Source organism: Candidatus Pantoea deserta (genome assembly GCF_003813865.1).
GTDB classification, from domain to species: Bacteria; Pseudomonadota; Gammaproteobacteria; order Enterobacterales; family Enterobacteriaceae; genus Pantoea; species Pantoea deserta.
Window position 1 is genome coordinate 118857 of the sequence record NZ_RMVG01000013.1, and the last position, 26916, is coordinate 145772.

Sequence of the window (26916 nt, forward strand, 5' to 3'; positions counted from 1 at the left end):
CAGCTTTATCACTCATGTGAGAATAACGAGTCAGAAACGATGAAAAGAATGTTAATTAATGCAACTCAGCAGGAGGAGTTGCGCGTTGCCCTTGTTGATGGACAACGTCTGTACGATCTGGATATTGAAAGCCCCGGACACGAACAGAAAAAAGCCAACATCTACAAAGGTAAAATCACCCGCATTGAACCCAGCCTTGAGGCTGCGTTTGTCGATTACGGCGCAGAACGCCACGGTTTTCTCCCTCTAAAAGAAATCTCCCGCGAATACTTCCCCGCCAGCTATAACTCGCAAGGCCGTCCCAATATTAAAGACGTACTGCGCGAAGGTCAGGAAGTCATCGTTCAGATTGATAAAGAAGAGCGCGGCAATAAAGGCGCCGCGCTGACCACCTTTATTTCTCTGGCGGGCAGCTATCTGGTGCTGATGCCGAACAACCCGCGCGCGGGCGGCATCTCTCGTCGTATTGAAGGCGATGACCGCACCGAGCTGAAAGAGGCGCTCTCCTCGCTGGAACTGCCTGAAGGTATGGGCCTGATTGTCCGCACCGCAGGCGTGGGCAAATCAGCCGATGCGCTCCAGTGGGACCTGAGCTTCCGCCTCAAGCACTGGGAAGCGATCAAAAAAGCCGCGGAAAGCCGTCCGGCGCCGTTCCTGATCCACCAGGAAAGCAACGTGATCGTGCGCGCCTTCCGCGACTATCTGCGTCAGGACATCGGCGAAATTCTTATCGATAATCCGAAAGTGCTGGAGCTGGCGCGTCAGCATATCGCCGCGCTCGGCCGTCCGGATTTCAGCAGCAAGATTAAGCTCTACACCGGCGAGATCCCGCTGTTCAGCCACTATCAGATCGAATCGCAGATTGAGTCCGCTTTTCAGCGTGAAGTCCGTCTGCCTTCCGGCGGCTCTATCGTTATCGACAGCACCGAAGCGCTGACGGCGATCGACATCAACTCGGCACGCGCCACGCGCGGCGGCGACATCGAAGAGACCGCGTTTAACACCAACCTGGAAGCCGCTGACGAAATCGCGCGCCAGCTGCGTCTGCGCGACCTGGGCGGTCTGATCGTTATCGACTTTATCGATATGACGCCGGTTCGCCACCAGCGCGCAGTGGAAAACCGTCTGCGCGAAGCGGTGCGTCAGGATCGCGCGCGTATTCAGATTAGCCATATTTCACGCTTTGGCCTGCTGGAGATGTCCCGTCAGCGCCTCAGCCCGTCGCTGGGCGAGTCGAGCCATCACGTCTGTCCGCGCTGTAGCGGCACCGGCACCATTCGCGACAACGAATCGCTGTCGCTGTCGATTCTGCGCCTGATCGAAGAAGAAGCGCTGAAAGACAACACCAAAGAAGTCCACGCCATCGTGCCGGTGCAGATTGCCTCTTACCTGCTGAATGAAAAACGTGAAGCGGTCAATGCCATCGAGAAGCGCCAGGGCGGCGTTCGCGCCATTATCGTGCCTGACGATCGTATGGAAACGCCGCACTACTCCGTGCTGCGCGTGCGTAAAGGCGAAGAGACGCAGACCCTTAGCTATCATCTGCCGAAGCTGCATGAAGCCGAAATGGCGATGCCGTCTGAGGAAGAGCACGCCGAGCGTCGTCGTCCTGAGCAGCCTGCGCTGGCGGCCTTTGTGATGCCTGACGCGCCGCCTGCGCCTGCCGAGACGCCGGCTAAACAGCCGACAGCGCTGGCACAGCCAGCCGCAACGCCGGCCGCTGCGCCTGCCGCCGCCAGCAGCGGCGGGTTCTTTAGCCGTCTGCTGAAAAAACTGTTTGGCAGTCACGACGCAGCGCCAGCCGCGGCAGTGGAAACCCCTGAGCCGCAGAAGGCCAGCAGCGAAGAGAGCGACAACAGCGCCAAAGAGCGTGGCGATCGTCGCAACAACCGCCGCAACAATAATCGTCGCGAGCGCACGCCGCGCAATGGCGAACGCAATGGCGAAAACGCCGCACCGCGCGACAACCGCGAACCGCGTGAAAACCGCGAGCCGCGCGACAGTGCCGATCAGCGCCGTAACAAGCGTCAGGCGCCGCAGAGCGAGGTGCGCGAAGAACGTCCGGCTCTGAGCGACGAAGCGCGCCAGCAGCGCGAAGAGCAGCAGCAGCAGCGTCGTGAACAGCGCGCCGAGCGTCAGCGTCGTCGTCAGGAAGAGAAACGCGCGCAGCAGGAAGCCAGCAAAGCCGCTGAGCAGCCAGCCGCCGCAGAGGTCGTCGAGACGCCTGAAACGCAGGAAGAAGAGCGCGTGCAGGTAATGCCGCGCCGTAAACAGCGTCAGCTGGCACAGAAAGTGCGCATCGGCGATGAAAGCGAAGCGCAGCCAGTTGCTGACGCAATCGAGACGCAGCCAGAAGCAGCACGCAGCGCGCCGCAGAGCGAAGAGCCGGTGCTGAACGAGCAGGATGAGGCGGACAGCCGCGATAACGGCAATATGCCGCGCCGCTCGCGTCGCTCACCGCGTCATCTGCGCGTCAGCGGACAGCGTCGTCGTCGCTATCGTGACGAGCGCTACCCGACAGAGTCAGCGATGCCGCTGGCGGCTGCGGCAGCATCGCCGGAGATGGCTTCGGGCAAAGTCTGGGTACGTTACCCGGTCGCTCAGCCCGTTGACGATCAGACGTCACAGCCGGATGCGCAGGATGAGAGCCAGCTGCAAACTGCTGACGCTATCGCGCTGCCGGTTGCCGCCGCTGAAACCGCGCCGCAGATCGCTGATGACGTACATCAGGCTGAGCCGCAGGCCGAAACGCCGGTTACGCTGGTTAACACCGACGACACCACGCCGATTGAGGCGCCGGTCAACCATGAACCGGCCGTGATCCCCGCTGCCGACGAAGCAAAAGCCGAAGCCATTGCCGAGCAGGCCGTTCCGGCCGCCCCGGTAGCTGAAGAAGAGGCTCCGGCGGCTGAAGAAGAGGCGCCGACGGCCGCTGTAACGGCAATCGCCGCTGAGGCCGCGCACGACGTGACGCCGGAAGCCGAAGCCCAGGTTGAAGAGGTGCTGAACGCGCCGGTTGCGGCGGAAAGCAAGCCAGAGCCGATTAGCGAACCGCATGCGCCTGTTCCGGCACGCGACGCCGCGCCGCAGGAGGCAGCCGCCCGCTTTAAGCATCACGCTTCCGCGCCGATGACCAAAGCGCCTGCGCCAGCCTGGCAGCCGGAGCCGGTTCGCCACAGCGACTGGGTACGTTCGCCGTTCACCTTTGAAGGTAAAGGTTCGGCTGGCGGTCACAGCGCCACGCATCAGGCCACCGCGCCTGCGACCCGTCCAGAAAGCGCCTGATCGGCGTAAGCTCTGTCCTGTAAACCCCGGCTTGCCGGGGTTTTTTTATGCCTGTCCGCAGGCCAGCCGCCGCGCCGTCCGGCCCAGACAACAGGCAAAAGTCCCACGGAGCCGCGCCCGCGACAGACCAAAAAATCCCAGGACGCCGCGCTCAGACGGCAGGCAAATCAATCCGGACGCCGCGTCAGGCGAGAGGCAAAAAAATCCTGGAAGCCATGCCCAGACAACAGGCAAAAAAAATCCCACGATGCCGGTCAGGGTCGTGGGATAAAGAGCATGTCCGGTTCAGGCATGCCCGAAAAGGGTGTGATGTCAGGCGTTCAGCTGGAACAGCGACATTTGCGACATATCGGTAAAAGTCTTATAGGACGCCTGCAACGCCGTCTGCTGCATGGTATAGCTGGAGATAGCAGAGGTGTAATCCGTATCGACCAGATCGCTCATTTCGCTGCTGAGGATCACGTCGCGATCGTCGCCCTGCCCGTCCAGCGTGCTCAGCTCGGACAGCTGGGTGCCAATCTCGGAACGCACGGTCAGCACGTTATTCAGCGAGTTGCCCAGGCCGCGGTTGGTTTTATCCAGCGCATCCTGGAAGGTCTGTTTGGTCGCGTCGTCGGCATCGTCCTGCGGCGTCTTCAGCGCGGCAATGGCGCTGTCGAGCATATTAAAAATGTTGGTTTCGCTGGCGCTGCCGTCAGGTTCTTTGGTGGCATTACCGGTGATCGACATAAAAATATCGTCGCCGGTATGGCCTACGGTCATGGTGCGGCTGGTATCAACCTTCTGCGTGATCGCATCCGTGCCGCCTGTGTAGCTGACGGCCCCGCTACCGTTGTCAACAAAGGGCGCGCTGTCGGTTTTATAGCCGGCAAAAATATAGCGACCGTTGCCGTCTTTACTGTTCGCCAGATTTAGCAGCTGAGAGCGTAAACCCTCCAGCTGGGTCGCGATAGAGCCGCGATCGTCATCGCTCAGCGTACCGGTAGAACCATAAACAATCAGCGTCTGCGCGTCCTGAATCGTGCTGGTGACGCTGCTGAGCGTATTCTCCTCCATTGACAGACCCTGCGTCGCGAAGGTGCGAGCCAGCGCATACTGGCTGCTCTGCGCCTGGCTCTGCGCCACGACTACCGAGCGGGATGCGGCGATAGGATCGTCTGAAGGGTTATTGACGCGGCGGCCGCTGGAGAGCTGCTCGCCCACTTTCAGCCAGGAGGCTTGCGAATCGGTGATACCGCGCACCTGCTGGTCAAAGATCATATTCGTACTGAGTCGCATGATTCTGTTCCTTAGCGAATGTTAAGCAGCGCGTCGAAAATAGTGCTGGCGGTTTGCAGCACCTGCGCGTTCGCCATGTAATATTGCTGATATTTGGTCAGGTTGGCGTACTCTTCGTCGAGGTTAACGCCAGAGACGGACTGCTGACGATCGGTCAGCTGATCTACAACGTTTTTCTGCGTAGTGCTGGCGGTTTCCAGCGTGCTGGTCTTGTTGCCAACGGTGCTGACGATGCTGGCGTAGGCCTGCGACAGCGTGGCGTTGCCGTTCACCAGGTTAGCGTCCTGAAGATCCAGCAGCTTTTGCGCGTTGCGGTTGTCGCTCTCGCCGCCCGCCTCGCCTGCCGCGGCAATCTGCGACTCATCGGTAATGGCGACAGACATATCGCCAATAACATTTTGCACAGGTTTCACCAGGAAGCTGTCTTTGGCGCTGGGCGTGCCGTTAACGGTCAGTTCCAGGCCATCAAAGCTCAACGTCGTGTTGCCGGACGCGTCTGTGCCTGCCGTCGGCGTGATTTTTACGTTGTCGGAGGCGCGAGTGACGTTCCAGTTGGTGCCGTCATAGCTGACGGTGTAGTTAGAGGCTTTCAGCGCGCTGGTATCCGTCCAGGTCGCCGATAAGGTGGCGGCGGAGCTGTTTTTACTGTTGCTCAGCACTGTCGGGCTGCCGATGGTGAAAAAGTCGGTGCCCTGATCGCCATTGCTGTCATAGCCCTGGGTGTGCACCGCGTTAAAGCTGGTGGTAAAGGCGGCGGCCAGCTGACCGAGCTGGTTCTGCGCGGTATCAAGATCCTGCGAGCGAAAAGCAAACAAGCCGCCCAGCGAGCCGGTGGTAATGCTTTTTTCAGCAATCTCAACGTTGCCCGCGCTGTTATCGACATAGCCGACGGTGGTACGCGACGGATCGCTGCTGGAAGGCATGGCGACCAGACTGGTGGACTTATTGCCGTTGACCAGCGTCAGGCTGCCCATTGAAACGATGTAGTTGCCATCCTGCTTAGAGACGCTGACGCCAACGATGTCGTTGAGGTTATTCACCAGCTGATCGCGCTGATCCAGCAGATCGTTTGGCTGTGCGCCGTCGGCGGTGCTGAGCTTAGCGATCTGCTTGTTGAGATCGGCGATCTGACTGGTATAGGTATTGATCTGATCAACGCTGGAGGCGATGTCGGTATTGACGCTGCTCTGCATATTGGTCAGATACTGCGAGGTGGTCTGGAACTGGTTTACCAGCCCCTGCGCATAGCTCAGCATAGACTGGCGCGCTGAGGGATCGTCCGCGTTGCTGACCACGTTTTGCAGGTTGGTAAAGAAGCTCTGAATCGACGTCGAGAGGCTGGTCGTCGAGGTCGACAGCAGATCGTCAATATTCGAAATCTGCGAATACTGCGTATTGGCCGCGCTGTAGCTGGCGCTGGAGCCGCGCAGCTGCGCGGTGATGAACTCGTCATACTCGCGCTGCACGCCGGTGACGTTAACGCCGTTACCGTAGTAGGTGCTGCCCTGTAGCGTGCTGTTTGCCTGCGACAGCAGAATGGTCTGCCGCGAGTAGCCCGCCACCGTATAGTTAGTGATGTTGTTGCTGGTGGTGCTCAGCGCCGCCTGTGCGGCGCTCAGTCCACTCATCGCAGAGTTGATTATGCTGGACATCTCGGTTCCTTTCTTTCCCGTTAGCCGGGCTGGCGGTCGTTAGTGCGCGAAAACGCGTCTGGCATCTGACTCTGTTATCGGCGTGCTTAAGTGAAACTTGAGGCTTAACGCCTAGAAGAGATCGTTTAAATCCTGGCTGTAGGCCTTCACCACTTTTTCGCCCATGCTTTTGAATTGCTGGATCATTCCCACCAGCTTCTGCGCATATTTAGGGTCAGTGGCGTAGCCGGCGGCCTGAAGCGCGTGCGCGCCCTGCTCCGCGCTCTGCGCGCTGGTCACTTTGGCGTAGCGCGGGTTGTTTGAAAGCAGTTTGACGTAGTCGGTCAGCGCTTCGAAATAGGAGTGATAAACGCGGAAGCTGGCGCGCACTTTCTTCGCCGCGCCCTGCTCATATTCCGTGGTCATAATATCGGTGGTTTCGCCACGCCAGTCGCCGCTCGCCTTGATGCCAAACACGTTATAGCTTGGCTTGCCGTCGCGGGTCAGGATCTGGCGCTGGCCCCAGCCTGATTCCAGCGCGGCCTGCGCCAGAATCAGGTGGTGAGGAATGCCGCTTTCGGCGCTGGCGGCCTGCGCCGGCTGCGCCAGCTGCGCGATAAAGTCGCTGCTGTCGGCGGGCAGGTTAGCCGGCGACACCGGCAGGCGCGGCACCGCTTTGCGCACCATCTGCTCCAGCTGCCCTGACGCCGCCGCGCTGTAGATAAAGCTGTCATCGAGCGGCATCGGCACGGTACCGGCGCGCTCGTCTGGCTCCTGCGCCGGCTGCATCTGTTTGACGATCAGATCGGCCATGCCCAGCCCGCGCTTGCCGATCTCCTGCGCAATCTGCTGATCGTACATCGAGGTAAACATTTTGGTCGATTCGTTGCTGAAGATGCCGTCCTGCGGCAGCGCTTCGCGCATGCTCTTCATCATCATCTGCACAAACATCCCCTCGACCTGCTTCGCCACCTGCAGCGCTTTGCCTTTCGGGTCGGCATTGGCTTCACGCTTCAGGTCGTTCAGCGAACGGCTGTCGTAAGCCGCGTTCATCAGCGATTGCGTATCCATCGTCAGATAATTTCCAGTTTCGCGCGCAGACAGCCCGCGCTCTGCATCGATTGCAGAATCGACATCAGTTCGATCGGCGAAGCGCCCAGCGCGTTAAGCGCGCGCACCACGTTGTTCAGGTTGGCGCTGGCATTGACCCGTTGCAGCGCGCCGCCGCTCTGGCGCAGGTCGATCTGCGTCTGAGGCGTCACCACGGTCTGCCCGCCGCCAAACGGCGTATTCGGCTGACTGACGTTCTGCGACTGATTGACCGTCACTGACAGGTTGCCCTGCGCCACCGCACAGGTGCTCAGCGTGACTTCACGATTCATCACCACCGAACCGGTACGTGAGTTGATCACCACTTTGGCGTCTTCAATCGGGATAGAGACGTCGATGTTCTGAATATCCGCCAGCAGGCGCACCTGCGAACTGTTGTCAGGCGACACCCGCACCTGCACCGTGCGCGCATCCAGCGCGGTCGCCGCGCCGTAGCCGCCGCGTCCGTTGATGGCATCGGCGATGCGCTGCGCCATCGAAAAATCTTCGTTGTTGAGCTGAAGGTTGAGGGTGTTCTGGCTGCCGAAGTTACTTTGCAGCTCGCGCTCGACGGTTGCGCCCCCGGTAATGCGGCCGCCGTTGAGCTGGTTGACCTGCACGCTGCTTCCGCCCGCTGACGCGCCTGCGCCGCCGACCAGAATATTGCCCTGCGCCAGCGCATACACCTGGTTATCGACGCCTTTCATCGGTGTCATCACCAGCGTACCGCCGCGCAGACTTTTGGCGTTGCCCAGCGACGACACCACCACGTCGATAGTCTGGCCCTGACGCGCGAACGCCGGCAGCTGCGCCGTTACCATTACCGCCGCGACGTTTTTCAGCTGCATGTTGGTGCCCTGCGGCACGGTGATGCCCAGCTGGGAGAGCATGTTGTTAACGGTTTGCGTGGTGAACGGCGTCTGAGTGGTCTGGTCGCCGGTGCCGTCCAGGCCCACCACCAGGCCGTAGCCGATCAGCTGGTTATTGCGCACGCCCTGCACGGTGGTCAGATCGCGAATGCGATCCGCATGCGCGGTCAGGCTCAGACCGAGCAGCAGACTCAAGCCGAGCAGTACAGTTTTCACACTTTTCATCATGACCTCATTACATCGGCGAGATGTTCAGGAAGAAACGCTGGAACCAGCCCATGGTCTGCGCTTCGTTGATATAGCCATTGCCGACGTACTCGATACGCGCATCGGCCACTGCGGTTGACAACACCGAGTTGCTGGCGCTGATGGTGCGCGGGTTCACTACGCCGGAGAAGCGGATAAATTCCGTTCCCTGGTTGATCTCAATTTGTTTCTCACCCACCACGCGCAGGTTGCCGTTCGACAGCACCTGGTTAACGGTGACGGTGATGGTGCCGGTAAAGGTATTGTTTGCGGTTGCGCCGCCTTTACCTGCGAAATCGTTTTTGCCGTTCGCGCCGAGGTTGGCTTTCGAGCCGTCGGCGCCCACCAGACCGGCCATACCGGTTGGAATCGTATCCAGTCCGAAGCTGGCGCTGCCGTCGCGCGTGGCGTTAGCCGAAGAGCTTTTGCTGGCGCTGACGTTTTCCTGCAACGTAATGGTCAGCGTATCGCCGATATTACGCGGACGACGATCCTCAAACAGCGGCTGATAGCCGTAGTTCAGCGGCGCGACGCCCTGGAAAATAGAGCCGTTGACCACCGGCGGCGCAGAAGGCAGCGGCTGCGCCGTTGTTGCGCCTTCAACCAGCGGCGTGCGCGGCACTAACGCACAACCGTTGAGGGTCAGCAGCAGGCTAGCCACTAACCAATGTCCAGGCTTTATATTCAGTTGCTTCGCCACGGAGTCACGACCTTATAGATGTGTTAACTACAGGCCAGCCTGCGCTGGCCCTGATGACCGGAATTAAATCTGCGTTAATTTTTGCAGCATCTGATCGGAGGTACTGATCGCCTTGCTGTTGATTTCATACGCGCGCTGCGTCTGGATCATGGTGACCAGCTCTTCCGCCACGTTGACGTTAGAGGTTTCCACATAGCCCTGATAGAGCAGGCCCGCGCCGTTCTGGCCCGGCGTACTCTGGGTCGGCGCGCCTGACGCCTGGGTTTCCTGATAGAGGTTCTCGCCCATGCTGTCGAGACCGGCGTCGTTAATAAAGGTGCTGATGGTCAGCTGTCCAACCTGCGCCGGGTTGGTCTGGCCCTGCTGCGTGACGCTCACCACGCCGTCGCGCGAGATGGTGATGCTGGTGGCGTTGGCGGGAATAGTGATCCCCGGCTGCACCGGATAACCGGCGTTGTTCACCAGCTGGCCGTTCTGATCCACCTGGAAAGAGCCGTCGCGGGTATAGGCGGAGGTGCCGTCCGGCAGCTGCACTTCAAAATAGCCCTGGCCATTAATCGCAACATCTTTGGAGTTGCTGGTCTGCGACAGATTGCCCTGGGTGTGCAGACGCTCGGTGGTCACCGGACGTACGCCGGTACCGATTTGCAGACCTGATGGCAGCGTGGTCTGCTCCGAAGACTGCGTGCCCGGCTGACGCAGGGTCTGGTACATCAGATCTTCGAACACCGCGCGCGAACGTTTAAAGCCGTTGGTGCTGACGTTTGCCAGGTTGTTGGAGATGACGTCCATATTGGTTTGCTGGGCGTCAAGACCGGTTTTCGCGATCCATAAAGAACGAATCATCTTATTTCCTCTGCCTTAGCTGCTCATATTCAGCAGCTGATTGGCTTTTTGTTCGTTTTCATCGACGTTGGTGATGACTTTCATCTGCATCTCAAAACGTCGGGCGTTGGCGATCATATCGACCATGGTCTCTACCGGCTTGACGTTGCTGCCCTCCAGCACGCCAGGCATCACCTGCACCGTGGCGTCGGCTGCCAGCGCCGCGCCGCGTGTCGCCTGCGTCTGCTGCGTCGGACGAAACATGCCGTCGTCGCCGCGTTGCAGCTCTTTGCCGGTGGCTTTTACCAGTTTCAGCCTGCCGATCTGCACCGTGGCGTTAGGCGCATCGCCCGCATTGCGCGAGGTGATGGTGCCGTCCGCCGCGATGGTCAGTTCTGCGCCCTGCGGCACCGCAATCGGTCCGCCATCGCCCATCACGGGATTGCCCTGCACGGTCAGAATACCGGTTGAGCTGATCTGCATGTTGCCGTTGCGGGTATAGGCCTCGCTGCCGTCGGTGGTGCGCACCGCCAGCCAGCCGTCCTGCCCCATCGCCACATCCAGCGTGCGTCCGGTGTTGTCCATCGCGCCCTGGCTCATATCCGCGCCGGGCGTTGAGGCGGCGACCAGGGTACGCGTCGGCAGCGACCAGCCGCTGACCGGCACGGCGCGCAGCGCATTGAGCTGAGCGCGAAAGCCAGGCGTCGAGGCGTTGGCAAGGTTGCTGGACGTGACCGCCTGCTGATCCAGCGTCTGGCTGGCCGCGCCCATTGCGGTATATATCGCGTGATCCATAAAGCAATCCCGTTAGTGAATTAACGCAAGTTAACCAGGGTGTTAAGAATCTGGTCCTGAGTTTTAATGGTCTGGGCGTTCGCCTGATAGTTGCGCTGCGCCACGATCATGTTCACCAGCTCTTTACTCATATCGACGTTAGAGGCTTCCAGCGCGCCAGAGGTCAGCGAACCGTAGGTGCCGGTGCCTGCCACGCCGATAGCCGCCTGACCTGAGGAGCTGGTGGCTGACCACACGTTGTCGCCCTCTGACTGCAATCCTTCCGGGTTAGAGAAGCTGGCCAGCACGATCTGTCCCAGAAGCTGCGTTTTCTGGTTGGAGTAGGTTCCGGTAATGGTGCCGTCATCGTTGATGGCGTAGCTGGTCAGGTCGCCTGGCGCATAACCATCCTGAGTCGGGTTGCCGAAGGTGGTGGTGCCGGTGTTCTGCTGCAAACTGCCCAGCATGCTCAATGAAATGCTCTGGCCCGCCGCTGCGCCGTTGGAGCCATTGATGGTCAGGTTGACCGTTGACGCCGTGCCGCCGTTAATGCCGGTCAGATTGCCGTCAGAGTCAAACGCCAGGGTAAAGTCGCCTGCGCTGGTGCCGGTGGTGGAGTCCATCGCGTGCACGGTCCAGCTGTTATCGGCGGTTTTGACGTAGTACATATCCAGGGTGTGATCGTTACCCTGCGAGTCGTACACCGTCATGGTGCTTTTTGCGTTGTAGCTGTCCGCGTCGCTGGTGCTGAAGGTCGTTACGCTCGGAATGTCGCTGGTCGAGTTCAGGTTCGCCACCTGGGTCGCGGTGGTGGTCGCGCGCGCAGACATCTGGGTAGTCGGAATGCTCAGCGCCACCGGGTTAGCGCCGGTCTGCACCGTGGGCGGCGTGCCGCTTACCGGGTAGCCGGTCACGGTCAGGCCCTGGGTGTTCACCAGGTTACGGTTCTCATCCAGCGTGAACTGGCCGTTGCGCGAGTAGTACACCGCGCCGCTGGCGTCAGACATACGGAAGAAGCCATTGCCGCTCAGCGCGACGTCAAGGCCGCGGCTGGTGGTGGTGGTCGAGCCGTCGTTAAAGTTCTGGATCACCGCCGCCACTTTGGTACCGAGACCCACGTTAGAACCGGCAAACATATCGGCAAAGGCGATGGTGCTGGATTTAAAGCCTGCGGTCGCGGAGTTAGCGATGTTGTTGCCGATAACGTCCAGGTTGCTGGAGGCAGCGCCCAGGCCGCTCACCGCTTGGGAAAATGACATGTTTATTTCTCCTGTTTAGAGATGAATCAGAGAATCTGACGTACTTCATCAAGGGTTGCGGAGCCCATGGTGCCGAGATCCAGTTTGGTGGTGTCGTCTGTCGTTGATACGCCGTTGACATAGGCATAGTTCAGCGGCTGGGCCACCAGTTGCGTGCTGCCATTGCTGGCGGCGATTGAAACCGTATATTTGCCGTCCGGCGCGGTGGAGCTGTCCGTCAGGGTGCCGTCCCACGAGAAGGTGTGCACGCCGGCAGAGAGCGCCCCCAGATCGATGGTGCGCACCACGTTGCCGCTGGCGTCTTTAATGGTGGCGGTGGTGGCGGTCGAGGCCGTGCTCAGCTCAACGCCAAACGGCGTCGTGGTGCCGCTGCCCACCAGAACTTGCGTCCCGTCGACCATGACGCCGTGGCCAATCAGCGTCGAGCTTTGCAGCGACTGGCTGGTGCTGATCTGACCGGAGATCGATCCCAGCGTGGTATTGAGTTTTTCAATGCCGCTCAGGGTGTTGATCTGCGCCAGCTGAGTGGTCAGCTGGCTGTTGTCCATTGGATTGGTGGGATCCTGATTTTGTAACTGCGTCACCAGCATGGTCAGGAACTGATTTTGCAGATCCTGCGCGCTGTTGCTGGTGCTACTGCTGGAAGAACTCAGGACCGTGGGATCCAGATTCTCATTAACGCCTACCGCAATGCCCATGGGGTATCTCCGTTATGAACCCATCGTCAGGGTTTTCATCATCATTGATTTCACGGTGTTCAGGACCTCGACGTTGGCCTGATAGCTGCGCGACGCCGACATGGTGTTAACGGTTTCCGCTACCACGTCCACGTTTGGCATCTTCACGTAGCCCTTGTCGTCCGCCAGCGGATTGCCTGGGTCGTACACCAGCTTCGCCGGAGAGGGATCGTCCAGCACCTGCGCCACTTTTACGCCGCCGGTCGCCGCGCCGGGCGCAGCATCGGTTTGAAACACCACCTGCTTCGCCACGTAGGGCTTGCCGTCCGGTCCGGTGACGCTGTCGGCGTTCGCCAGGTTACTGGCGCTGACGTTAAGGCGCTGGGATTGCGCGGTCATTGCCGATCCGGCAATGTCAAAAATATTCAGCAATGCCATGTTTATTGCCCTTGTAACACGCTCATCATGCCCTTGATCTGGCTGCTGATGAGGGTGAGATCGGTCTGGTATTTCAGACTGTTGTCGGCGAACTGCGTACGTTCGCGATCCATATCAACGGTGTTGCCGTCAGCCGAGGGCTGATCGGGAATGCGATAAAGCAGATCCGCTGACGCCGCTGAGTTGACCTGCGCTTCGATATGGCGCGGCGAGGTGACTTTCAGCGCCATGCTGCTGCCTTCAGCACGACCGTTCTTCATGACCCGACTAAGCTCGCTGGCAAAGTCGATATCCCGCGCCTGATAGCCAGGGGTATCGGCGTTGGCAATATTTGACGCCAGGATCTCCTGGCGTTGAGCACGCAGGTTGAGGGCTTCGGTGCCGAATTGCAGCGCTGCATCCAGTTTGTCGAGCATGCTTCCTCCGCGAATGAGAATTTCGAGTGAACAGCTTAATTGGGAAAAGCAAGGGCTATCGTCTGAATAACGTCAAAAATTGCGGCTATTTTTCGTCTTGATTTTGTTGCGTCAGGGGTACACTCGTCGCCATTAGCAACAAGGAGCTTTTCAATGCGTAACCTGATCGCCCTGCTGACCAGCCTGCTGGCGCTGATTGCTTTGCCTGTCAGCGCCGCCGATCTCACTGCTCAGCTAACGCAATTTTTTCAGGCCCGCGATGCGCAGCACGCCGCGGGCATGACGGTTGAGATTAAGACGCCTCAGGCGCAGTGGCCGACCTGCGACGCGCCGCAGTTTTCCCTGCCCGGCAACAGCCGCTTGTGGGGAGCGATGAGCGTGGCGGCCACCTGCGGCGATACGCGACGTTTTCTTCAGGTGCAGGTGCAGGTGACCGGTCGCTATCTGGTGGCGACGCGCCTGCTGACGCGCGGCTCAACCGTGAGCGCCGGTGACTTCCGCCTGCAAGACGGACGCCTCGACACGCTGCCTGCGCGCGCGCTGTTTGACGTCGGGTCGGTGACGGACGCCGTGGTGCTGCGCGATATTCAGCCGGGACAGCCGGTTACGCTGTCGATGATGCGCCAGCCGTGGCGAGTGAAAGCCGGTCAGAGCGTGATGGTGATCGCCAGCGGCGAGGGCTTTAATGCCAGCGGCGAAGGCAAAGCGTTAAACAATGCCATCCTTGCGCAGTCGGTGCGCGTGCGCATGGGCAACGGTCAGGTGGTAAGCGGAAAAGTGGACGCTGATGGGAATATTCTGATATCGCTATAAGGCGCTAAAGAACGCAGCTGTTCTGCCGATAGAGAAATCAACTAAGCGATTACGCTATTCTGATTCAGGTGGCAGTTTCCCCTGACCAAACAGGACCCCGAATATGAGCATCGACAGAACGCAACCTTTGAAACCCGTCGCTACCGTGCAGACTCGCGAAAGCAACGAGTCCGCAACCGGTAAAACGCGTCAGGCGTCGAGCGCGACAGCAAGCACGCCCGCCGCCGCCGCTCAGGTCAGCCTGAGCGACGCACAGTCGCAGCTGACCCAGCCGGGCAGCCAGGACATCAACGTCGCGCGCGTAGAACAGCTTAAAACCGCCATTCGCAATGGCGAACTGAAAATGGATACTGGCAAGATCGCCGATGCGCTGATTGCCGATACTAAGGCGTATTTAGAGGGTAACTAGTCCCCATGAGCAACCTGTTGACCACATTAGATAAGATGCAGGAAGTGCTCTCCTCGCTTTCAAATATTCTGGAAGAGGAGCAGCACCAACTGGCCGCCGGCAGAATTAACAGCAATCTGTTGCAGCGTATTACCGAAGATAAAGGCGCGCTGCTGGCGACGCTGAGCTATCTCGATGAGATGCGCCGCAATACCGAGCGGCAGCTCGGCACCCAGGCGCCTTATAGTGGTCACAGCGATATGACGCGCCGCTGGCAGAGTATCGGTCAGATGACGCGTCGCTTAAACGACGCCAACACGCACAATGGTCTGCTGTTGAATCAGCAGATCCGCTTCACCGAAGAGGCGCTGACCGTGCTCAAACCTCATCAGACGCAGGCGTTTTACGGCCCGGACGGGTTGGGTAAAGGCCAGGCGACGCTGAGCCGGAAAGCATAAAAAAATCCCGCCACCAGGCGGGATTTTTATTTACGCATGCGCGCGACGCGCAAAATCCCGCAGCCTGAAGCCCAGCAGCCCCAGCATCAGGAAATACGCGCCGCCGCCAACCGCACAGACCGCCGCCAGCCGCAGCAGACGCCACACCATCGTGCCCTCTTCCCAGACCGGCATTACGGAAAGAATCCCCACCAGCGCCGCCGCCATCACCACCACCGCAATCAGCAGGCGCAGCAGAAAACTCGCCCAGCCCGGCTGCGGCTGAAAAATTTTCTTCTTGCGCAGCTGCCAGTAGAGCAGCGCGGCGTTAAGGCAGGCCGCCAGACCAATCGACAGCGACAGCCCGGCATGTTTAAGCGGGCCGATAAACGCCAGGTTCATCAGCTGCGTCATTACCAGGGTAATCATGGCGATCTTCACCGGCGTTTTAATGTCCTGACGCGAATAGAAGCCCGGCGCCAGCACCTTCACCACAATCAGTCCCATTAAGCCCACCGAATAGGCGATCAGCGCGCGCTGCGTCATCAGCGCATCAAAGGCGGTGAACTTACCGTACTGAAACAACGCGATGGTCAGCGGACCGGAGAGAATGCCCAGCGCGACCGCGCTCGGCAACGCCAGCAGAAAACAGAGGCGCAGCCCCCAGTCCATCAGGCGGGAATATTCGTCGTGATTGCCGCTGGAAAAACTCTTCGCCAGCGAAGGCAGCAAAATCGTGCCGAGCGCCACGCCCAGAACCCCGGACGGAAATTCCATCAGGCGATCGGCGTAATACATCCAGGAGACAGATCCGGAAACCAGAAACGAGGCGAAAATGGTATTGATGATCAGCGAAATCTGGCTGACAGACACGCCGAGGATCGCCGGTCCCATCTGCCGCATCACGCGCCAGACGCCCGCATCCTTGAGGTTAAGGCGCGGCAGCACCAGCATACCAATCTTCTTCAGATGCGGCAGCTGATAGAAAAGTTGCAGCACGCCCCCTGCGACCACCGCCCAGGCCAGTGCCATCACCGGCGGATGGAAGTGCGGCGCGGCAAACAGCGCAAAGCCAATCATGCTGATATTAAGCAGCGTCGGCGCAAAGGCGGGAACGGAAAAGCGGTTCCAGGTGTTGAGAATCGCTCCCGCCAGCGACGCCAGCGAAATCAGTAAAATATAGGGAAAAGTCACCCGCAGCAGCGCGCTGGTCAGGGCGAACTTATCGGCGGTATCGGCAAAGCCCGGCGCGGTCACCAGAATCACCCAGGGCGCGGCTATCATGCCTGCGACCGTTACCAGCGCCAGCGCCAGCGTCAGCAGGCCCGACACGTAGGCGACAAACAGCCGGGTGGCCTCTTCGCCCTGTTTGCTTTTGTATTCAGCCAGGATCGGCACAAAAGCCTGCGAAAAAGCGCCTTCGGCAAAAATACGGCGCAGCAGGTTAGGCAACTTAAAGGCGACGAAAAAAGCATCGGTGGCCATCCCGGCACCAAACACTCGCGCCACAATGGCGTCACGGGCAAAACCCAATACGCGGGAAAACAGGGTCATGGAACTGACCGCTGCCAGCGATTTCAACAGATTCATAATTGGCGCGCGTCCTGAAAAGAGTCGGCAAAATGAGCTACTTAGCGCGGGCAGCCAGTGCCGCCCGGCGATAGTCTACTGTCACTGCGGGAAATGACCAGCGCGGAGTGTTACAAGGCGTTATTCCTTTTCCGCCTCGCGCCACAGTTTTTCCACCACGCGCTGCGCCAGCAGCGCCTGTTCGCCGCCTGTTTCAGGCATCGTCTGATTTTGCACGCACTGGATAAAATGGTGCGCCGCGCCGCTGAAGCCTCGCTGCGTCAGATGGCTTTGCCAGGCCGGAGGGGCGTCGCTGCGCAGGCCGTCGCCGCGCTCTTCCTGCCAGTCGCGCATCTCCAGCACATCAATACACCGGCCGTCCCCCACCAGGCTGACGCGCTCACGCTGGCTGCCGGCACGGCGGTGCATGCTGGTGGCGATCTGTACGCCGCCGGCGGAGAAATGGTGCTCCGCATATAGCATTTCACCCTGCTCGGTGGTGTTGATATAGCCATGCAGCAGGCTGGCGCCGCCGCCTGCCAGCCACAGCGCGGTATCTACGACGTGCAGGTAGTCATCCAGCAGCGTAAAGCGCAAATCCTGCGGGCCGACGCTGTTGCTGCGATGTTTTTCCATCCGCAGGCTGGCGGCCTGCGGCATCGCCTGGCGCAGCTGCTGATAGCGCGGCGCAAAACGGCGGTTAAAGCCCACCATCAGTTTACGTCCGCGCCTCTCCGCCAGGGTGACCAGCGCCTCGGCCTGGTGAAGATGGTCAGCCAGCGGTTTATCCACCAGTACATCTTTTCCCGCCAGCAGCAGCGCCCTGACCACCTCATAGTGCGTCGCGGTGCTGGTGTGGACAAACACCGCGTCGCAGGCGTCAGCCAGCGCATTGAGCGAGGGAAAGCAGGTCATGCGATAGCTGTCGCAGATGCTCTTTGCCTTCTGCTGACTGGGTGAAAAGGCTCCAACCAGCGTCCAGCTCTCTGCCTGTGACAGCACCGGCAGCCAGGCTTTCTGCGCAATGCTCCCCAGCCCCACCACGCCAATTCGCAGCGTCATTTCAGCCCCCTTTATGCAGCAGCGTCTGCACCAGCGCCTGTAGCGCAGTCACCGACTGCTCCAGGATCGCCACGCGCGCGCTAAGGTCGCTGTTATCGTCCCGCGGCGTTTCCGCCTGAACCGGCGTTTGCTCATCGCCGAAAAGATGCTGATAGCGGCTTTCGCGCTTGCCTGGCTCGCGCGGCAGCCGGACGACCCTCTCGCGCTCGACCAGCTCGGCCAGCACGGCCTCGACCTCGGCGACCTCAGAAAACTCATACAGCCTGCCGCTGCGCGTGCGCAGCTCGCCCGGCGTTTGCGCGCCGCGCAGGAACAACAGCGTCAGGATCGCCACTTCGGCGTCGGTCAGCTTCAGATCGCCAAAAGCGGAGTTGCAGAAGCGCTGCTCATATTTCGCCACGCGCTGGCCAAAGCCGCTGTTGGCGGTCACCAGATGCTTTTTCACCAGCCGATCCAGCTCGTCCAGCACCTCGCTTTCAGCCAGATTCATTACCGGTTCACGGTTCGACTTCTGATTGCAGGCGGTCACCACCGCGTTTAGCGACAGCGGGTACTGCTCCGGCGTGGTCACCTGCTTCTCCAGCAGGCAGCCCAGAATACGCAACGCCAGCGGCGAAAGCGCCATTTTCATTCCGATCTCCTTATTATCCCCGCCGATCCGGCGTCCATTCCCGGCTGGTCAGAGCGGTTAAGACGTGATCCTGCCAGCGGCCATCGATTAACAAATAATCTTTCGCATAACCCTCTTTTTCAAAGCCGAGGCGCGCCAGCAGCGCGCCGCTGCGCTGATTATGCGGCATATAGTTCGCCATAATGCGGTGAATATTTTGCTGACGCTGCATATAGCGGATAGCGGTCTGAAGCGCCTCAAACATCAGTCCCTGCCCCTGCCATTTTTCACCCAGCGAGTAGCCGAGATAGCAGGCGTGAAAGGAACCGCGCAGCACGTTGCTGAAATTTGCCACGCCACGCACTTCGGTCTCTTCCGGATCCATCAGGACAAAGTAGTAGGCGGACCCGCTTTTATGCATATCGGTGATCAGGCCCAGTCGCGCCTGCCAGCCTGAAGGGTAACAGTGGCTTTCATCACGCACCGGCTCCCAGGGTTTGAGAAAGGTACGGTTTTCGGCGTAGTAATCCGCCAGCCGCCAGGCATCGCGCTCGTGAACCAGACGAACCACCAGCCGGTCGGTGGTTAATCGCACCCTGGGCGCGGCAGAACGATAGCCAAACATCATGACTCCTGAAATCTGAGGCTTAAAGAGAGAGGTGCCAACGGCATTGCTTTCACTATAACCGTCGCTCCTGCTTCGGTAAAATATTCGTTAGCGCTTAGCCGAAAACGTCTTGATTTCGTTTTATAAACCCTGCGCATGGGTTTGCCCTGGCTACTAATCTCTTCCATACTTCCGGCAGGTCCTCAATCAGCGTGACGTCCGTCACGCTGAACACCAAAAGGAGACTGGGATGAAACTTTACATCTACGACCACTGCCCCTTTTGCGTCAAAGCGCGCATGATTTTTGGCCTGAAAAACCTGCCGGTAGAACTGATCGTTATGCTCAATGACGATGAGGAGACGCCGAAAAGGCTGGTGGGCCAGAAGGTTGCCCCCATCCTGCAAAAAGAGGATGGCAGCGCCATGCCGGAAAGTCTCGATATTGTGCGCTTTGTCGATAAAAGCGACAGAGAGCCGCTGCTAAACGGCAAAACCAATCCGGCGATTAGCGACTGGCTGCGCCACGTCAACGGCTACGTTAATAAGCTGTTGCTGCCGCGCATCGCCGAAGCCTCATTTGCCGAGTTCGCCACGCCTGAAGCGCGGGCCTATTTCCGCGATAAGAAAGAGGCGGCAATCGGCGATTTCGCCGAGCTGAAGCGCCATGCCCCCGGCTTTATCAAAAATGTCAGCGACGACCTGCGCCAGCTCGACAAACTGATCGTCAAGCCCAATGCGGTCAACGGCGAACTGTCGGAAGATGATATTCATCTGTTCCCGCTGCTGCGCTCGCTGACGCTGGTGGCCGGCATCGACTGGCCCAGCCGCGTAGCCGACTACCGCGATAATATGGCAAAACAGACCCAGGTTAATCTGCTCTCCTCTATCGCGATTTAACGCCGCCTGATGAGAAACGCGCGCCGTTTCTCATCGCCTTCTTAATGACAGATCCTCTGCATTCAGGCACCCTGTGCCCTGCATTACGCATTCAATACGGATGAGGATCTTATGAAGAAGGCATTTCCTGGGCTGGTCGCCCTGATTTTTTCACTACTCATAACCGGCTGTAACCAGCTGACGCAATACACCATCAGCGAACAGGAAGTGAACCAGGCGCTGGCTAAACACAACAACTATGAAAAAGACATTGGCGTAGCCGGTCTGGTTAACGCGCATATTCTGTTAACCAACCTCAGCAGCCAGATTGGCCGCGAAGAACCGGGCAAAGTCACGCTTTCCGGCGACGCCAAAATTAATGTTACTTCGCTGTTCGGTCCGCAGCAGGCCGATATGCAGCTGAAGATGAAGGCGCAGCCGGTCTATGACGCGCAGCAGGGCGCTATTTTTCTGCGCGATCTGGAGATCGTTGACGCGCAGGTGCAGCCGGAAAAAATGGCGGGCATTATCAAAAGTCTGACCCCCTATCTTAATCAGTCGCTGAAAAGCTACTTTAATCAGAAGCCGGCCTATGTGCTGAGCGACGATCGCAGCAAAGCCGAGGCGCTGGCAAAGAAATTCGCCAAAGGACTAAAAGTAGAGCCTGGCCAGCTGATTATCCCCTTTACCCAATAGCTTTCCTGCCTGGCCCCACGTAAAACCGGGGCTGGCAAACGTCGGGCATCAACGCCGGACGCGCTGATGCCGATTCTGCCGCAGAGGCGGACTGACAGAGCGTTCGCTTCGGCTTTTTGCCGTCCGGCCCTGTGACCCGCGCGCTCGCCTTGCCTTTGCCGCGCTGCCGTTTTTCTTTTGCCGTAAGAAAAGAAGTGCAAACGGTTGCCCGACGCCTTATCCTTTGTACCCGGCCAAAACGCGCCTCTACGTTTCCTGACTAGCCGGAGCTTCACTGATGACTGCACACCCTCAGCAACTTACTATCCGCCGCCCTGACGACTGGCATATTCATCTGCGTGATGACGCAATGCTGAATACGGTCCTGCCCTATACCAGCGCGGTAAACGGACGTGCCATCGTGATGCCTAATCTGGTGCCGCCGGTGACCAGCGTGGCCGCCGCCGTGGCCTATCGCGAACGCATTATGGCGGCGCTGCCGGCAGACCATCGCTTTACCCCGCTGATGACCTGCTACCTGACCGATTCGCTCGATCCCGATGAGATTGAGCAGGGCTTCAGCAGCGGGGTCTTTACCGCAGCTAAACTTTATCCGGCGCACGCGACCACTAACTCCAGCCACGGCGTCACTAATATTGCCGCTATCAGCCGCGTGCTGGAGCGCATGCAGAAAATCGGGATGCCGCTGCTGATCCACGGCGAGGTGACCCACGCCGAGGTCGATATTTTCGATCGCGAGGCGCGCTTTATCGAGAGCGTGATGGAGCCGCTGCGCAAACAGTATCCGGAACTGAAAGTGGTGTTTGAACACATCACCACGCGGGAAGCCGCGCAGTACGTAGAGGAAGGCAACGACAAGCTGGGTGCGACTATTACGCCGCAGCATCTGATGTTTAACCGTAACCATATGCTGGTGGGCGGCGTGCGGCCGCACCTCTATTGCCTGCCCATCCTCAAGCGCAACGTGCACCAGGAAGCCCTGCGCAAAGTCGTGGCAAGCGGCCATCCGCGCTTCTTCCTCGGCACCGATACCGCGCCGCATCTGCGTCATCTGAAAGAGGCAAGCTGCGGCTGCGCGGGCGTCTTTAACGCGCCGACTTCACTGCCGGCTTACGCCACCGTATTTGAGGAGCTGGGCGCCCTGGCGCATCTGGAAGCCTTCTGTTCGGAAAACGGGCCGCGTTTCTATGGCCTGCCGCTTAATGAAGGCACTATCACGCTGGTGCGTGAGGCCTGGAAAGTCGATGAGAGCATTTCCATGGGTGAACACGCGCTGGTGCCCTTCCTTGCCGGCGAAACGCTCAACTGGCGGGTAAAAATCTAATCCACGCTTTTCCTTGCCTCCGGATTAAATATACTGTAAATATATACAGTATCTTATCTGGAGGCTGCTATGCGTGTTGAAATTACCGTTGCCAAAACTTCCCCTCTTCCGCCGGGCGCCATGGACGCGTTAACGGCGGAACTGTCTCGCCGTATCGACGAAGAATTTCCCGACGGCCAGAACCATGTCAAGGTGCGCTATGCCACCGCAAACCAGCTTAGCGTGCTGGGCGGCGGTAAAGAGACGCGCGATCGGATCAGCGATATTCTCCAGGAGACCTGGGAAAGCGCTGACGACTGGTTTATTACCGATTAACCGCCACTGCGCAGTTTTTGCCGGGTTTCGCCACCCGGCTTTTTTATCTCTCTCTTCCCTCGCGATAACTTTTTCCTGCATCTAGACTCTGATCGATCTATTGCCTATTCTTGCGCGCGTTATGCTCAACAGGAGATGCGAGTAAATGATGACTGAAAATCCAGAAGAGGCTATGACCTTTGGTGAACTGCTGGCGCTAATAGCTGAACAACAGCGCCGCCTCACGGTGCTGGAAAGCGCCTTTTCCAGCCTGACTTTCTGCCTTGACGAGCGGGCCGCGCAGCTACTGGTGCATCATCTGACGCTGGAAGCGCAGAATCAAAACCACGATGAACATTTGCAGCAGCACTTTGCTCGTCTGGCGCTGGCGTTGCAGCAACACCACAGCGTGCAACCGGCGCAATCACATACCTGATTTTCTCCCGGCGCGCGCGTCAGAAACCTGCCTGATACGTCAGGCATTTTATTTTTTTTACGCCCTTTTTTAACGCTGAATATTTTGCTCGTTTTTTGTTCGCCGCATTTTTTAATCGGAAAGGCCTGTTTTTCTGTTATAATTGTCTCGCTACTGGATAAAAAAGCCGCATTGAACCTCATCAAGCACTTCGTTTAACGAGTAATATGGAGGTTATAATGGATAAGCATAAAGACGTTATTCAGACTCACCCGCTGGTAGGGTGGGATATCAGTACCGTAGACAGCTACGACGCCATGATGATCCGCCTGCATTCGCTCTCCTCACAGGATCAAAAAGAAGAAGAAGCCGACGTCGGGCCAACCTACTGGCTGACAACCGACGTGGCAAGGCAATTTATTTCTATTCTTGAAGCTGGCATTGCCAAGATAGAATCGGCCGAAGAGATTGGGCGTTACCAGTCTAAACACTAGCTTTGGCCAGGTAAACGGGCACCCTCAGGGGTGCCTTTTTCATTTCTGATTCTGTTATGCTGCTAAGTGTTACGGCTTTCAGGAGTGTCAATTCAATGATTTATGATCTGATTGTGGTGGGCAGCGGCTCGGTAGGCGCAGCAGCCGGTTTTTACGCCACTCAGGCAGGATTATCGGTACTGATGATCGATTCCGGCCACCCGCCGCACAGCCAGGGCGCCCATCATGGCGAAACGCGTCTGATCCGCCACGCCTACGGCGAAGGCGAACGTTATGTTCCGCTGGTTCTGCGCGCCCAGACGCTATGGGATGAGCTGGAGCAGCAGTCGGGCGAGCGCATTATGCACCGCAGCGGCATTATTAACCTTGCGCCGATAAATTCAGCCTTTATTCGCAATGTGATCGACAGCGCGCAGGCCTGGAAGCTGGACGTGCAGCTATTGCAGGCAGAGGAGGTGCGTCAGCGCTGGCCGCAGATTAGCGTGCCGGACGGCTATATTGGCGTGTACGAGCCTCAGTCCGGCTATCTGAAATGCGAACAGGCGGTACGCAGCTGGATTTCACTTGCCGAAAAGGCCGGTTGCGCCCAGCTGTTTAACTGCGGCGTCTCTCAGATTGGCCGCGATGGCGATCTGCAACAGGTGGTAACGGCGGACGGCACTTTTCGCGCGCGCAAGCTGCTTATCAGTGCAGGAACCTGGGTAGGCAAGCTGGTGCCGGGTTTACCCCTCAAACCCACGCGCAAAGTGTTCGCCTGGTATCAGGCCGACGGCCGCTACAGCGAAAATAATAAATTTCCAGGCTTCACGGTCGAAATGGAGAACGGCAGCCATTTTTATGGCTTTCCGGCCGATAACAATGCGCTGAAGTTAGGACGCCATGACGGCGGACAGCCGATGAGCGAGCCGCAGGATCGCAAACCTTTCGGCAGTTTCCCGGAAGACGGCAGCGACGCCTTTGCCTTCCTGCGTAAATTTTTGCCTGGCGTAGGGGTTTGCCTGCATGGTGAAGCGTGCAGCTATGATATTAGCCCGGATGAAGATTTTATTATCGATACCCTGCCGGGAGAGCCAGACCGGTTGATTATTACCGGACTGAGCGGACATGGATTTAAGTTCGCCAGCGTACTGGGCGAACTGGCCACCGAATTTGCGCTCGGTAAGCCCTTCTCCTTTAATCTCGCGCCCTTCTCGCTTTCGCGTTTTAACCACTAAAGCGGCGTAAAAGCCTGACGCCGCCGCGTCAGGCTGGCGAGTTACTCTTTGTCCGGCGCCGGAATCGCCATTGTCAGGCGGCCACGCGACTTATTGAAAATCTTGTTGCCGTTTTCACGCCCTGCGCGCCGCGCGCGCTGTTCTTCCGGCGGCAGCTGCGACTCTTCCATACAGAGCGGGCTACAACAGTTGTGGAATTTTTCAGCGCAGTCCGGACACTGGATAAACAGCAGATGACAGCCGTCGTTAACGCAGTTGGTATGGGTATCACAGGGCGTGCCGCACTGATGGCACTGCGCCAGCACGTCGTCGGAAATGCGCTCGCCCATACGCTCGTCAAAAACAAAGTTTTTACCCTTGAAGCGCACGGGTAGCCCCTGCTCACGCGCGCGGCGCGCATATTCAATAATGCCGCCCTCAATATGATAAACATCTTCAAAACCGTTATGACGCATCCAGGCGCTGGCTTTTTCGCAGCGAATACCGCCGGTGCAGTACATCACAATTTTTTTATCTTTCTGCTCCTGGAGCATCTCAACCGCCATCGGCAGCTGATCGCGAAACGTATCGGCCGGGATCTCCATCGCCTTGTCAAAACGTCCCACTTCGTACTCATAGTGGTTGCGCATATCGACAAATACCGCATCGGGATCGTCCAGCATGGCATTGACTTCCGCCGCTTTCAGATAGGTGCCGACATCGCTGGCGTCGAAGCTGTCATCTTCAATACCGTCCGCTACAATGCGATCGCGAACCTTCAGGCGCAGCACCCAGAAGGACTTGCCATCGTCGTCCAGCGCGATATTCATGCGCAGATTATCCAGCGCAGGGTCAAAACCATAGAGAAAGGCTTTCATCTGCTCATAACGGCTGGCCGGCACGCTGATTTGCGCGTTGATGCCCTCTTTTGCCACATAGACGCGGCCAAATACCTTCAGCTCGGTCAGGCCCAGGTAGAGAGCATCGCGGAACGCTTTAGGGTCCGCAATATGAAAGTATTTATAGAAAGAGACGGTAGTGCGCGGTTCAGTCTCCGCGAGCATACGCGCCTTGAGCTCTTTGTTGTTAACGAGGTTATGTAACACTGGCATGGTGTTCTTTCCTGTTGGGTTAAAAAATTGCGCCGCACATGATACAGCAATAGAACAGGATGCAAAGAAAATTGATCTGGTCCAGTTTTTATTGAAAAAGCGCTGACGGCCCTCTTTCTGGTTGCATCGTGCGCAATCAGGCCGCGTTTATTTCAGCGCAGGAGAAAAACTGGCACAATAGTGAAAATCAACAAGATATTTGCACCCAGGGTGCCTTACGCAGGATAAGCTTTTTCATATGACTCAACTGCCGCAGTTTTCCCGATCGCTTTTACATCCCCGTTACTGGCTTACCTGGCTGGGTATCGCCTTTCTCTATCTGCTGGTGCTGCTGCCCTATCCGCTGCTGTATGTGCTGGGCTGCGGACTCGGCCGTATCGCCATGCGCTTTATGAAGCGTCGCGTCGCCATCGCTCAGCGCAACCTGGAGCTATGCTTTCCTGAGATGCCCACCAGCGAACGTGAAGCGATGGTTAAGCATAATTTTGAATCCGTGGGCATGGGGCTGATTGAAACCGGGATGGCATGGTTCTGGCCTGACTGGCGTATTAAAAAGTGGTTCGACGTATCAGGCCTTGAGCATATTCAAAAAGCCAAAGATGAACAGCGCGGCGTGCTGCTGATCGGTATGCACTTTCTCACCCTGGAGCTGGGCGCACGTATTTTTGGCATCTACAATCCCGGTATCGGCGTCTACCGGCCCAACGATAATAAACTGCTCGACTGGCTACAGACCTGGGGGCGTATGCGCTCCAATAAAGGCATGCTGGATCGTAAAGACCTGAAGGGCATGATCCGTGCGTTAAAAAACGGCGACATTATCTGGTATGCGCCCGATCACGACTACGGTCCGCGCAGCAGCGTGTTTGTGCCCTTCTTCGCCGTCGAGAAAGCGGCAACCACCGTGGGCACCTATCTTCTGATCCGCAGCGGTAAGCCGCACGTGGTGCCTTTCGTTCCGCGACGCCTGCCGCACGGGCGCGGCTATCAGATGCTGATTTTACCTGACGTCAGCGCGCAGATGCCGCTGGAGAGCGATGCCGCCACCGCCGCGCAAATGAATAAAGTGGTAGAAGAAGGAGTACTGCTGGCGCCGGAACAATATATGTGGCTGCACCGCCGCTTTAAAACCCGTCCTGTAGGCGAGCCTTCACGCTATTAACCCTGCCTGGCGGGAGTTTACGCTCCCGCTTCGGTTACTCTTAACTGCCGCTTACGCTTATCTGTAAAATAAAAATATCGCAAGATATTGATTTAACTGTTTATTTATTTAAATAGCCCTTAATCTGTGCCGCCACAAGCTGTAGTCTCGCTTATGTCGCTTCGCTTTCCTTTTAAATAGTTTATGCTCGCTGAATTAATTAAGCGCGAAAAGCCAGATATATCCCTTTATCGCGTTAACTAATGGCTGGAAAATTAATGTTTGAGATTTATCTTATTTGGCACTAATTTATTTTTATTCCAGGGCTTTTCTTATTTCTCCAGTTGCAATTCTTTCCGATAGCTAATGTGTGTAGAAAAATTAACTTATTTTACAA

The 26916-nt window shown here is 58.1% G+C and carries 28 protein-coding genes; 12 read left to right on the forward strand and 16 right to left on the reverse strand.

Annotated features, from left to right (window positions below; genetic code table 11):
- The first annotated feature begins 39 nt into the window (after nucleotides 1-39).
- Nucleotides 40-3285 carry a ribonuclease E gene (gene rne, locus BBB56_RS16225; protein WP_123801975.1) on the forward strand — a complete coding sequence of 1082 codons (3246 nt, stop codon included), beginning with the start codon at nucleotides 40-42 and terminating at the stop codon, nucleotides 3283-3285.
- A 312-nt stretch (nucleotides 3286-3597) separates the two neighbouring features.
- Here the strand turns inward: rne and flgL are convergent, their stop codons facing one another.
- The 11 genes from flgL to flgB all read right to left on the reverse strand — a co-directional run bounded on the left by flgL (nucleotide 3598) and on the right by flgB (nucleotide 13487).
- Nucleotides 3598-4563, reverse strand: a complete 966-nt coding sequence (gene flgL / locus BBB56_RS16230; RefSeq protein ID WP_123801976.1) for a flagellar hook-associated protein FlgL — start codon at nucleotides 4561-4563, stop codon at nucleotides 3598-3600.
- 11 nt (nucleotides 4564-4574) lie between these two features.
- Nucleotides 4575-6215: a flagellar hook-associated protein FlgK gene (gene flgK / locus BBB56_RS16235; protein ID WP_123801977.1), complete on the reverse strand. Its 1641-nt coding sequence runs from the start codon at nucleotides 6213-6215 to the stop codon at nucleotides 4575-4577.
- A gap of 111 nt (nucleotides 6216-6326) precedes the next feature.
- Entirely contained in the window at nucleotides 6327-7265 is a 939-nt protein-coding gene (gene flgJ, locus BBB56_RS16240) for a flagellar assembly peptidoglycan hydrolase FlgJ (RefSeq protein ID WP_123801978.1), read from the reverse strand.
- A 2-nt stretch (nucleotides 7266-7267) separates the two neighbouring features.
- Nucleotides 7268-8377, reverse strand: coding sequence for a flagellar basal body P-ring protein FlgI (locus BBB56_RS16245; RefSeq protein WP_233593049.1), 1110 nt, complete (start codon nucleotides 8375-8377; stop codon nucleotides 7268-7270).
- A gap of 10 nt (nucleotides 8378-8387) precedes the next feature.
- Nucleotides 8388-9098 (reverse strand): flagellar basal body L-ring protein FlgH, encoded by a 711-nt coding sequence (locus BBB56_RS16250; RefSeq protein WP_123801980.1) that lies wholly within the window; start codon nucleotides 9096-9098, stop codon nucleotides 8388-8390.
- Nucleotides 9099-9161: 63 nt separating this feature from the next.
- Nucleotides 9162-9944 (reverse strand): flagellar basal-body rod protein FlgG, encoded by a 783-nt coding sequence (flgG, locus tag BBB56_RS16255; RefSeq protein WP_033750971.1) that lies wholly within the window; start codon nucleotides 9942-9944, stop codon nucleotides 9162-9164.
- Nucleotides 9945-9959: 15 nt separating this feature from the next.
- Nucleotides 9960-10718, reverse strand: coding sequence for a flagellar basal body rod protein FlgF (locus BBB56_RS16260; RefSeq protein WP_123801981.1), 759 nt, complete (start codon nucleotides 10716-10718; stop codon nucleotides 9960-9962).
- A 20-nt stretch (nucleotides 10719-10738) separates the two neighbouring features.
- Nucleotides 10739-11956, reverse strand: coding sequence for a flagellar hook protein FlgE (flgE, locus tag BBB56_RS16265; protein WP_123801982.1), 1218 nt, complete (start codon nucleotides 11954-11956; stop codon nucleotides 10739-10741).
- A gap of 26 nt (nucleotides 11957-11982) precedes the next feature.
- Nucleotides 11983-12654 carry a flagellar hook assembly protein FlgD gene (flgD, locus tag BBB56_RS16270; protein WP_123801983.1) on the reverse strand — a complete coding sequence of 224 codons (672 nt, stop codon included), beginning with the start codon at nucleotides 12652-12654 and terminating at the stop codon, nucleotides 11983-11985.
- A gap of 12 nt (nucleotides 12655-12666) precedes the next feature.
- Nucleotides 12667-13071: a flagellar basal body rod protein FlgC gene (gene flgC, locus BBB56_RS16275; protein ID WP_048784492.1), complete on the reverse strand. Its 405-nt coding sequence runs from the start codon at nucleotides 13069-13071 to the stop codon at nucleotides 12667-12669.
- A gap of 2 nt (nucleotides 13072-13073) precedes the next feature.
- Entirely contained in the window at nucleotides 13074-13487 is a 414-nt protein-coding gene (gene flgB, locus BBB56_RS16280) for a flagellar basal body rod protein FlgB (RefSeq protein ID WP_123801984.1), read from the reverse strand.
- Between the two features lie 153 nt (nucleotides 13488-13640).
- On the opposite strand from flgB, the gene flgA reads away from it, so the two are divergent.
- The 3 genes from flgA (at nucleotide 13641) to BBB56_RS16295 (ending at nucleotide 15146) form a co-directional block, all read left to right on the forward strand.
- The gene (gene flgA / locus BBB56_RS16285) at nucleotides 13641-14300 is read left to right on the forward strand and encodes a flagellar basal body P-ring formation chaperone FlgA (RefSeq protein WP_123801985.1); all 660 of its coding nucleotides are present in this window, start codon (nucleotides 13641-13643) and stop codon (nucleotides 14298-14300) included.
- Nucleotides 14301-14403: 103 nt separating this feature from the next.
- Entirely contained in the window at nucleotides 14404-14709 is a 306-nt protein-coding gene (flgM, locus tag BBB56_RS16290; protein ID WP_123801986.1) for a flagellar biosynthesis anti-sigma factor FlgM, read from the forward strand.
- A 5-nt stretch (nucleotides 14710-14714) separates the two neighbouring features.
- Nucleotides 14715-15146, forward strand: a complete 432-nt coding sequence (locus BBB56_RS16295; protein WP_123801987.1) for a flagella synthesis protein FlgN — start codon at nucleotides 14715-14717, stop codon at nucleotides 15144-15146.
- Nucleotides 15147-15176: 30 nt separating this feature from the next.
- On the opposite strand, the gene murJ is transcribed toward BBB56_RS16295, so the two are convergent.
- From murJ to rimJ, 4 genes are all read right to left on the reverse strand, one after another.
- A complete protein-coding gene (gene murJ, locus BBB56_RS16300; RefSeq protein WP_123801988.1) occupies nucleotides 15177-16715 on the reverse strand; it encodes a murein biosynthesis integral membrane protein MurJ in 1539 nt (512 codons plus the stop codon).
- 120 nt (nucleotides 16716-16835) lie between these two features.
- On the reverse strand, nucleotides 16836-17756 hold the full coding sequence (locus BBB56_RS16305) for a Gfo/Idh/MocA family protein (protein ID WP_123801989.1): 921 nt from the start codon (nucleotides 17754-17756) through the stop codon (nucleotides 16836-16838).
- Between the two features lies 1 nt (nucleotide 17757).
- On the reverse strand, nucleotides 17758-18387 hold the full coding sequence (locus tag BBB56_RS16310) for a YceH family protein (protein ID WP_123801990.1): 630 nt from the start codon (nucleotides 18385-18387) through the stop codon (nucleotides 17758-17760).
- Between the two features lie 13 nt (nucleotides 18388-18400).
- Complete coding sequence (rimJ, locus tag BBB56_RS16315) at nucleotides 18401-18991, reverse strand: ribosomal protein S5-alanine N-acetyltransferase (protein ID WP_123802005.1); 591 nt, start codon at nucleotides 18989-18991, stop codon at nucleotides 18401-18403.
- Nucleotides 18992-19223: 232 nt separating this feature from the next.
- Between rimJ and grxB the strand changes: the two genes are divergently transcribed.
- The 7 genes from grxB to solA all read left to right on the forward strand — a co-directional run bounded on the left by grxB (nucleotide 19224) and on the right by solA (nucleotide 24287).
- Nucleotides 19224-19871 (forward strand): glutaredoxin 2, encoded by a 648-nt coding sequence (gene grxB / locus BBB56_RS16320; protein ID WP_123801991.1) that lies wholly within the window; start codon nucleotides 19224-19226, stop codon nucleotides 19869-19871.
- A gap of 111 nt (nucleotides 19872-19982) precedes the next feature.
- Nucleotides 19983-20546, forward strand: a complete 564-nt coding sequence (locus BBB56_RS16325) for a lipoprotein (protein WP_123801992.1) — start codon at nucleotides 19983-19985, stop codon at nucleotides 20544-20546.
- A 277-nt stretch (nucleotides 20547-20823) separates the two neighbouring features.
- The gene (gene pyrC / locus BBB56_RS16330; protein ID WP_123801993.1) at nucleotides 20824-21870 is read left to right on the forward strand and encodes a dihydroorotase; all 1047 of its coding nucleotides are present in this window, start codon (nucleotides 20824-20826) and stop codon (nucleotides 21868-21870) included.
- 69 nt (nucleotides 21871-21939) lie between these two features.
- Nucleotides 21940-22185 carry a DNA damage-inducible protein I gene (gene dinI / locus BBB56_RS16335; RefSeq protein WP_123801994.1) on the forward strand — a complete coding sequence of 82 codons (246 nt, stop codon included), beginning with the start codon at nucleotides 21940-21942 and terminating at the stop codon, nucleotides 22183-22185.
- Between the two features lie 145 nt (nucleotides 22186-22330).
- Entirely contained in the window at nucleotides 22331-22600 is a 270-nt protein-coding gene (locus BBB56_RS16340; protein ID WP_123801995.1) for a hypothetical protein, read from the forward strand.
- A 218-nt stretch (nucleotides 22601-22818) separates the two neighbouring features.
- Nucleotides 22819-23073, forward strand: a complete 255-nt coding sequence (gene bssS / locus BBB56_RS16345; RefSeq protein WP_123802006.1) for a biofilm formation regulator BssS — start codon at nucleotides 22819-22821, stop codon at nucleotides 23071-23073.
- Nucleotides 23074-23168: 95 nt separating this feature from the next.
- Nucleotides 23169-24287 (forward strand): N-methyl-L-tryptophan oxidase, encoded by a 1119-nt coding sequence (solA, locus tag BBB56_RS16350; protein ID WP_123801996.1) that lies wholly within the window; start codon nucleotides 23169-23171, stop codon nucleotides 24285-24287.
- A gap of 41 nt (nucleotides 24288-24328) precedes the next feature.
- Here the strand turns inward: solA and trhO are convergent, their stop codons facing one another.
- On the reverse strand, nucleotides 24329-25378 hold the full coding sequence (gene trhO, locus BBB56_RS16355) for an oxygen-dependent tRNA uridine(34) hydroxylase TrhO (RefSeq protein ID WP_123801997.1): 1050 nt from the start codon (nucleotides 25376-25378) through the stop codon (nucleotides 24329-24331).
- A gap of 238 nt (nucleotides 25379-25616) precedes the next feature.
- Between trhO and BBB56_RS16360 the strand changes: the two genes are divergently transcribed.
- Nucleotides 25617-26540: a Kdo(2)-lipid IV(A) acyltransferase gene (locus BBB56_RS16360; protein ID WP_123801998.1), complete on the forward strand. Its 924-nt coding sequence runs from the start codon at nucleotides 25617-25619 to the stop codon at nucleotides 26538-26540.
- Nucleotides 26541-26916: the final 376 nt, after the last annotated feature.

Coding starts and splice junctions, on each gene's coding strand:
- rne (WP_123801975.1), top strand. CDS start 40: ATGAAAAGAATGTTAATTAATGCAACTCAGCAGGAGGAGTTGCGCGTT.
- flgL (WP_123801976.1), bottom strand. CDS start 4,563: ATGCGACTCAGTACGAATATGATCTTTGACCAGCAGGTGCGCGGTATC.
- flgK (WP_123801977.1), bottom strand. CDS start 6,215: ATGTCCAGCATAATCAACTCTGCGATGAGTGGACTGAGCGCCGCACAG.
- flgJ (WP_123801978.1), bottom strand. CDS start 7,265: ATGGATACGCAATCGCTGATGAACGCGGCTTACGACAGCCGTTCGCTG.
- BBB56_RS16245 (WP_233593049.1), bottom strand. CDS start 8,377: ATGAAAAGTGTGAAAACTGTACTGCTCGGCTTGAGTCTGCTGCTCGGT.
- flgG (WP_033750971.1), bottom strand. CDS start 9,944: ATGATTCGTTCTTTATGGATCGCGAAAACCGGTCTTGACGCCCAGCAA.
- BBB56_RS16260 (WP_123801981.1), bottom strand. CDS start 10,718: ATGGATCACGCGATATATACCGCAATGGGCGCGGCCAGCCAGACGCTG.
- flgE (WP_123801982.1), bottom strand. CDS start 11,956: ATGTCATTTTCCCAAGCGGTGAGCGGCCTGGGCGCTGCCTCCAGCAAC.
- flgD (WP_123801983.1), bottom strand. CDS start 12,654: ATGGGCATTGCGGTAGGCGTTAATGAGAATCTGGATCCCACGGTCCTG.
- flgC (WP_048784492.1), bottom strand. CDS start 13,071: ATGGCATTGCTGAATATTTTTGACATTGCCGGATCGGCAATGACCGCG.
- flgB (WP_123801984.1), bottom strand. CDS start 13,487: ATGCTCGACAAACTGGATGCAGCGCTGCAATTCGGCACCGAAGCCCTC.
- flgA (WP_123801985.1), top strand. CDS start 13,641: ATGCGTAACCTGATCGCCCTGCTGACCAGCCTGCTGGCGCTGATTGCT.
- flgM (WP_123801986.1), top strand. CDS start 14,404: ATGAGCATCGACAGAACGCAACCTTTGAAACCCGTCGCTACCGTGCAG.
- BBB56_RS16295 (WP_123801987.1), top strand. CDS start 14,715: ATGAGCAACCTGTTGACCACATTAGATAAGATGCAGGAAGTGCTCTCC.
- murJ (WP_123801988.1), bottom strand. CDS start 16,715: ATGAATCTGTTGAAATCGCTGGCAGCGGTCAGTTCCATGACCCTGTTT.
- BBB56_RS16305 (WP_123801989.1), bottom strand. CDS start 17,756: ATGACGCTGCGAATTGGCGTGGTGGGGCTGGGGAGCATTGCGCAGAAA.
- BBB56_RS16310 (WP_123801990.1), bottom strand. CDS start 18,387: ATGAAAATGGCGCTTTCGCCGCTGGCGTTGCGTATTCTGGGCTGCCTG.
- rimJ (WP_123802005.1), bottom strand. CDS start 18,991: ATGTTTGGCTATCGTTCTGCCGCGCCCAGGGTGCGATTAACCACCGAC.
- grxB (WP_123801991.1), top strand. CDS start 19,224: ATGAAACTTTACATCTACGACCACTGCCCCTTTTGCGTCAAAGCGCGC.
- BBB56_RS16325 (WP_123801992.1), top strand. CDS start 19,983: ATGAAGAAGGCATTTCCTGGGCTGGTCGCCCTGATTTTTTCACTACTC.
- pyrC (WP_123801993.1), top strand. CDS start 20,824: ATGACTGCACACCCTCAGCAACTTACTATCCGCCGCCCTGACGACTGG.
- dinI (WP_123801994.1), top strand. CDS start 21,940: ATGCGTGTTGAAATTACCGTTGCCAAAACTTCCCCTCTTCCGCCGGGC.
- BBB56_RS16340 (WP_123801995.1), top strand. CDS start 22,331: ATGATGACTGAAAATCCAGAAGAGGCTATGACCTTTGGTGAACTGCTG.
- bssS (WP_123802006.1), top strand. CDS start 22,819: ATGGATAAGCATAAAGACGTTATTCAGACTCACCCGCTGGTAGGGTGG.
- solA (WP_123801996.1), top strand. CDS start 23,169: ATGATTTATGATCTGATTGTGGTGGGCAGCGGCTCGGTAGGCGCAGCA.
- trhO (WP_123801997.1), bottom strand. CDS start 25,378: ATGCCAGTGTTACATAACCTCGTTAACAACAAAGAGCTCAAGGCGCGT.
- BBB56_RS16360 (WP_123801998.1), top strand. CDS start 25,617: ATGACTCAACTGCCGCAGTTTTCCCGATCGCTTTTACATCCCCGTTAC.